Origin of the sequence: Inquilinus limosus MP06 (assembly GCF_000767795.1) — a bacterium.
GTDB classification, from domain to species: domain Bacteria; phylum Pseudomonadota; class Alphaproteobacteria; order DSM-16000; family Inquilinaceae; genus Inquilinus; species Inquilinus limosus_E.
The window spans coordinates 1-5,223 of record NZ_JANX01000463.1; the positions used below are offsets into that span (position 1 = coordinate 1).

The window sequence follows — 5,223 nt, forward strand, 5'->3', positions numbered from 1 at the left end:
AGCGCTCGAACAGCTTGACGCCGACCCGCCGCTCCAGCCCGTCCAGCCGCCGGCTGACGGTCGGCTGGGTGGTGCGCAGCGCCCGCGCGGCGGCGCTGAGCGACCCGTGCCGGGCGACGGCGAAGGCGATCTTCAGATCGTCCCAATCCATGTAGAGACTATACGGAACTGCATGGATGGCCGGGAAGGCCTATCCTCAAATTGTCATGCCCGGGCTTGACCCGGGCATCCAGAGACTGTCGAGATCTTCTGGATTGCCGGGTCAAGCCCGGCAATGACAGGGAGGGTGGCCGGCGAGCCCTTACGGGCAGGGGTTCGGATAGGCCGTGTGGATCGCGTCGATGCCCTGGATCACCTCGGCCGACAGCGTCACATCGGCCGCGGCGATGTTGGTGCGCAGCTGGTCCATCGAGGTGGCGCCGATGATCACCGCGGTCATGAACGGCCGCGATAGGGCATAGGCGATGGCCATCTGCGCCGGGTCCAGCCCATGCTCGCGCGCCAGGGCGATGTAGCGTTTCGTCGCCGCCTCGGCGTTCAGCGTGTCGTAGCGCGACTTCCGGCCGTCCACCGCCCGGCGCGATCCCGGCGGGATCTGGCCGTCGAGATACTTGCCGGTCAGGGTCGCGGCGGCGAGGGGCGCATAGCCCAGCAGCCCGATATCCTCGCGATGGGCGCATTCGGCGAGGCCCACCTCGAAGCTGCGGTTCAGCAGGTTATAGGGGTTCTGGATCGAGACGGGCCGCGGCAGGCCGAGACGGTCCGACGCCTCGACGAAGCGCATCAGGCCCCAGGGCGTCTCGTTCGACAGGCCGACATGGCGGATGCGGCCGGCCTTCACCTCGTCGGCCAGTGCCGCCAGCGTCTCCTCCGGCGCGATGAAATCCTCGGCCGCGTCATGGGCATAGCCGAGCTTGCCGAAGCTGTTCACCTGGCGATTCGGCCAGTGCAGCTGGTACAGGTCGATCCAGTCGGTGCGCAGCCGCTTCAGGCTGGCCTCGACCGCGGCCTTGACGTTCTTGGCATCCAGCCGCGGCTTGCCGTCCCGGACATGGGTCAGATGGGCGCCAGGGCCGGCGATCTTGGAGGCCAGCACCACCTGGTTGCGCTTGCCGGTCTTCGCGAACCAGCTGCCGATGATCTCCTCGGTCCGGCCATAGCTCTGCGGTGTCGGTGGCACCGAATACATCTCGGCCGTGTCCCAGAAGGTGACGCCGCGGTCGAGCGCATAGTCCATCTGCGCATGGCCCTCGGCCTCGGTGTTCTGCGTGCCCCAGGTCATGGTGCCGAGGCAGATCGCGGTGACATCGAGGCCGGTGCGGCCGAGCGGACGCTGTTCCATCGGGGACTCCGGGAGATCGGGATTGTCTGACGATTTCCCGTTCTATAGCCGGAAACCGGGACGGACGGAACCGTCTGCGCCACCGGAGGGCGAAACGGACCGCAGCGGCTTGCCGTTGGCGCCAAACTGTTATAAATATTGCCTATTATCCGACACGAGTTCGATTTCTTTACAGCCCCACATTCCATGATCGCCATCGCATTGGCGAATACAAAATTCAATATTGAAGGTGGGAAAATATGATTTTCGTCAATATAATCCAACCCAATGGCCGCTGGCTTTTTATCGATCGCAGATACGGCAATCATCGCGGCAAGATCCCGCAGGAAAAGATGCTGGAGGACGGGTTTCACGTCTTCGAGGCGAAGAACGATGCCGGCGAGATCGCCTTCCGCAAGACCATTCAGGGCCAGCCGAAAAACCCGGTCACGCTGGATCCGGTGAAACCGCCGGAGCCGATCAGGCGATGACCGGCCACCTCGCGCCGCGGCCCGTGCGGCGCTGGGGGCCGCCCATCGCCATGGCCGCAGCCTTCCTGTCGGCCTGCGCCTATCCCACCCGGAACGAGGCGCTGACCGACCCGGCCCAGACGCGCTACGACTATCAACAGGCCCGGGCGGCCGACGGGATGCCGGACACGCTGGTCATCGTCACCGCCTCCGGCGGCGGCGCACGGGCCACGGCCCTCGCGCTTTCCGCCCTCCAGGCGATGGACGAGATCAAGCTCCGCTCCGGCGCGTCGACCCTGGCCCGGCAGGTCGACATCGTCTCCTCGGTCTCGGGCGGCAGCGTGGCCGCCGCCTATTTCGCCCTGAACGGGCCGGGGAAGCTCGATCTCCTCAAGCAGAACTTCCTCCAGAAGGACGTCATGACGACCCTGGAGGTCCAGGGCCTCAACCCGGTCGGGCTGGCGACGCTGTCGACCCCGGCGGTCGAGCGCATCGATCTGCTGATCGACTATCTCAGCCGCGACAAGGTCTTCGGGAAGACGACATTCGACGCCTTACTGGACGGCCGGGACCATCCCTATCTCATCCTCAACGCAGCCGACATGGTGGAGGGAACGCCGTTCTCCTTCACCCAATACACCCTGGACCTGCTGTGCAGCGACCTGTCCAAGGTCAGGATCGCCACGGCCGTCGCCGCCTCGGCCGCCTTTCCGGTGGCCCTGTCGCCCGTCACCCTGAAGAACTATTCCACGGCAGGCCATTCCTGCGACCCGGACAGCACGGCCTGGGTGCAGACGGCACTCGAAACCGACTGGGCCCAGGACCCCGGCCGGGTCAGCCGGGGTCGGGCGGCTCAGGCCTATCTCACCGGCGCGAAATCCTATGTCCACCTGCTCGACGGCGGCATCGCCGACAATCTCGGCGTGGCCGAGCCCCTGCGCCTGCTGACGACGGAGGACGATCTGTCGTCGGATTTTCCCGAGCAGATCGTCTCGGGCCAGATCAGGAAGCTGGTCTTCGTCATGATCAACGCACGGTCCGCCAAGCCGTCCGAGCTGGACCACGCGCCCGACACGCCCGGCGCGATCTCCATGCTCACGGCGTCGATCTACGCTCCGATCGACCGGGCGGCCGCCGGCGGCGCCTACCAGGCGCGAACCCTGATCCGCGAGCGCCTGGCCGGGTGGGCCAATCAGGCCGAACGGGCGGGAACGCCGCAGATCGCGAAGCGGCTTCGGGCCTTGGCGGATCAGGCGAAGTTCGTGCCGGTCGAGCTCGATGCGATCGGGGAGGACGACTGCCGCCAGACGATGCAGACCATACCGACCAGCTGGACCTTGAGCGCGCAGCAGCTCGACGCGACGCTCAGGATGGGCCGCGCCCTGTTCCTGGACAACGCCGGGGAGATCCTCGCCACGATCGGCGGCAGCACCACCGCCCCGCTGCGGGGCAATGTCGATGCGGTCTGCCGCAGCCTGCAGAACGTATCCTGGTGAGGCGCGTCACCCCGCCCGGTCCAGCCCGCTCGACCGGATCAGCTCGACAACCGCGGGGGTGATGCGCTCGACGATCAGCTTCACCCCCGTCGGGTTGGGGTGCATGCCGTCGGCCTGGTTCAGCGCCGCGACCGTCGCCACCCCGTCGAGGAAGAAAGGGTACAGCGTCACGCCATGGGCCTTGGCCAGGTCGGGGAAGATCGGGTCGAAGGCCTTGGCGTAGGCCGGGCCGAGATTGGGCGCGGCGCGCATCCCGGCCAGCAGCGTCGGCAGCTTCTCCTGCCCCAGGCGGGTGAGAATCTTGTCGAGATTGGCCCGGGTCGAGGCCGGGTCGACGCCGCGCAGCATGTCGTTGGCGCCGAGCTCGACCAGGACCAGGTCGGGCTTGTCCGCCAGCGCCCAGTCCAGCCGGTCGAGCCCGCCGGCGCTGGTGTCGCCGGAGACGCCGCCGTTCAGCACCGTCACGTCGAAGCCCTGGGCACGCAGCGCCGCCTGCAGCTGCGGCACGAAGCCGTCCGCCGGGTCCAGGCCGAAGCCGGCGGTCAGGCTGTCGCCGAGCGCGAGGATGCGGATCGTTCCCGCCTGAGCCAGGGCGGGCAGCGCGGCGACGGCGCACAGCGCCAGCAGCGCCGCATTGAAAAGGCGCCGCGCGGCGCCATCTGTCCGGAATCGGGCGAAAGGGATGCGCATGGACGGGACCACTCCTGCACCGCAGGCCGGCTTCGGGGCCGGAAAGGCCACCCCGCCCAGCATCCGGCTGACCGATGTGCACCTTGAATTGGCGAGCGCGGCGGGCCCCGTCAACATCCTGCGCGGAATCGACCTGTCGGTCGCGGCCGGCGAGGTGGTGTCGATCGTCGGCCCTTCCGGCTCCGGCAAGTCCAGCCTGATGATGCTGGTCGGCGGGCTGGAACGGCCCACCCGAGGCAGGGTCGAGGTCGCCGGGCGCGAGCTGTCGGCGCTGAGCGAGGACAGGCTGGCGCTGTTCCGGCGCGACCATGTCGGCATCGTGTTCCAGAACTTCCACCTGGTGCCGACCATGACGGCGCTGGAGAACGTCGCCATCCCGCTGGAGTTCGCGGGCGCCCGCGACGCCTTCGACCAGGCGGCGGAGCGGCTGCGCGCGGTCGGCCTCGGCCACCGCCTGGGCCACTATCCCGGCCAGCTGTCGGGCGGCGAGCAGCAGCGCACCGCCCTGGCCCGCGCCTTCGCTGCCGACCCCGACGTGATCCTGGCCGACGAGCCGACCGGCAACCTGGACGGCGAGACCGGGCGTCAGGTGATCGAGCTGATGTTCGACCTGTCGCGCCGTCGCGGCGCCACGCTGCTGCTGATCACCCACGACCCGGCGCTGGCGGCGCGCTGCGACCGCATCGTCCGGTTGGTCGACGGCCGCATCACCGATGCCGGCCTGGCCCCCTCCGCCGCCCTGGCCCGGCTGAAATGAGCTCTCGCGGCGCCGCAGGCGGCGCAACCAGCATGTACAACGCCGCCCGCCTGGCCGGGCGCGAGCTGCGCGGCGGGCTGAAGGGCTTCCGCATCTTCCTGGCCTGCCTGGCGCTGGGCGTCGGCGCCATCGCCGCCGTGCAGTCCGTGGCCGACGGCATCCGCAGCAGCATCGCCGAGGACGGCCAGGCCATCCTGGGCGGCGATGTCGAGCTGCACCGCCTGTACCAGCCGGCGACGGCGGCGGAGCGGGCGCGGTTCGAGGCCGCCGGCCGGGTGTCGGAGGTCGTCGAGACCCGCGGCATGGCCCGCAGCCCGCGCGACGAGGCGACGACGCTGGTCGAGCTGAAGGCCGTCGACGGCGCCTATCCGCTGTATGGAAAGATGGAGCTGGAGGGCGGCGGCGACCTGCGGGCCGCGCTGGCCCCGCGCGACGGCGTCTGGGGCGCCGTGGCCGATCCGGAGGTGGCGGCGCGGCTGGGCCTTTCGG

The 5,223-nt window shown here is 69.1% G+C and carries 6 protein-coding genes and 1 pseudogene; 4 read left to right on the forward strand and 3 right to left on the reverse strand.

From position 1 onward, the window contains the following. Positions 1-151 (reverse strand): LysR family transcriptional regulator (locus P409_RS25935; protein WP_034845246.1); only part of this gene is annotated, 151 nt, incomplete at its 3' end. A 150-nt stretch (positions 152-301) separates the two neighbouring features. Further along, positions 302-1,342, reverse strand: coding sequence for an aldo/keto reductase (locus tag P409_RS25940; RefSeq protein WP_034845248.1), 1,041 nt, complete (start codon positions 1,340-1,342; stop codon positions 302-304). Between the two features lie 239 nt (positions 1,343-1,581). Between P409_RS25940 and P409_RS25945 the strand changes: the two genes are divergently transcribed. Next, complete coding sequence (locus tag P409_RS25945) at positions 1,582-1,812, forward strand: hypothetical protein (RefSeq protein ID WP_034845250.1); 231 nt, start codon at positions 1,582-1,584, stop codon at positions 1,810-1,812. Beyond that, on the forward strand, positions 1,809-3,287 hold the full coding sequence (locus tag P409_RS25950) for a patatin-like phospholipase family protein (protein ID WP_034845252.1): 1,479 nt from the start codon (positions 1,809-1,811) through the stop codon (positions 3,285-3,287). The genes P409_RS25945 and P409_RS25950 overlap by 4 nt, the downstream gene beginning before the upstream one ends. 6 nt (positions 3,288-3,293) lie before the next feature. Here P409_RS25950 and P409_RS25955 read toward each other — a convergent pair whose 3' ends face one another. Then, positions 3,294-3,977 (reverse strand): arylesterase, encoded by a 684-nt coding sequence (locus tag P409_RS25955; RefSeq protein ID WP_052121396.1) that lies wholly within the window; start codon positions 3,975-3,977, stop codon positions 3,294-3,296. Between P409_RS25955 and P409_RS25960 the strand changes: the two genes are divergently transcribed. Both P409_RS25960 and P409_RS25965 read left to right on the forward strand, forming a co-directional pair. Continuing rightward, positions 3,976-4,734 (forward strand): ABC transporter ATP-binding protein, encoded by a 759-nt coding sequence (locus tag P409_RS25960; RefSeq protein WP_238578773.1) that lies wholly within the window; start codon positions 3,976-3,978, stop codon positions 4,732-4,734. The two genes, P409_RS25955 and P409_RS25960, sit on opposite strands and share 2 nt — an antisense overlap. A 32-nt stretch (positions 4,735-4,766) precedes the next feature. Next, positions 4,767-5,223 (forward strand): annotated as a pseudogene (locus tag P409_RS25965) (ABC transporter permease); the annotation flags it as partial.

Excerpts from the sequence above, each read along its gene's own strand:
- P409_RS25945 (WP_034845250.1), top strand. The coding sequence starts at position 1,582 with ATGATTTTCGTCAATATAATCCAACCCAATGGCCGCTGGCTTTTTATC.
- P409_RS25950 (WP_034845252.1), top strand. The coding sequence starts at position 1,809 with ATGACCGGCCACCTCGCGCCGCGGCCCGTGCGGCGCTGGGGGCCGCCC.
- P409_RS25940 (WP_034845248.1), bottom strand. The coding sequence starts at position 1,342 with ATGGAACAGCGTCCGCTCGGCCGCACCGGCCTCGATGTCACCGCGATC.
- P409_RS25955 (WP_052121396.1), bottom strand. The coding sequence starts at position 3,977 with ATGCGCATCCCTTTCGCCCGATTCCGGACAGATGGCGCCGCGCGGCGC.
- P409_RS25960 (WP_238578773.1), top strand. The coding sequence starts at position 3,976 with ATGGACGGGACCACTCCTGCACCGCAGGCCGGCTTCGGGGCCGGAAAG.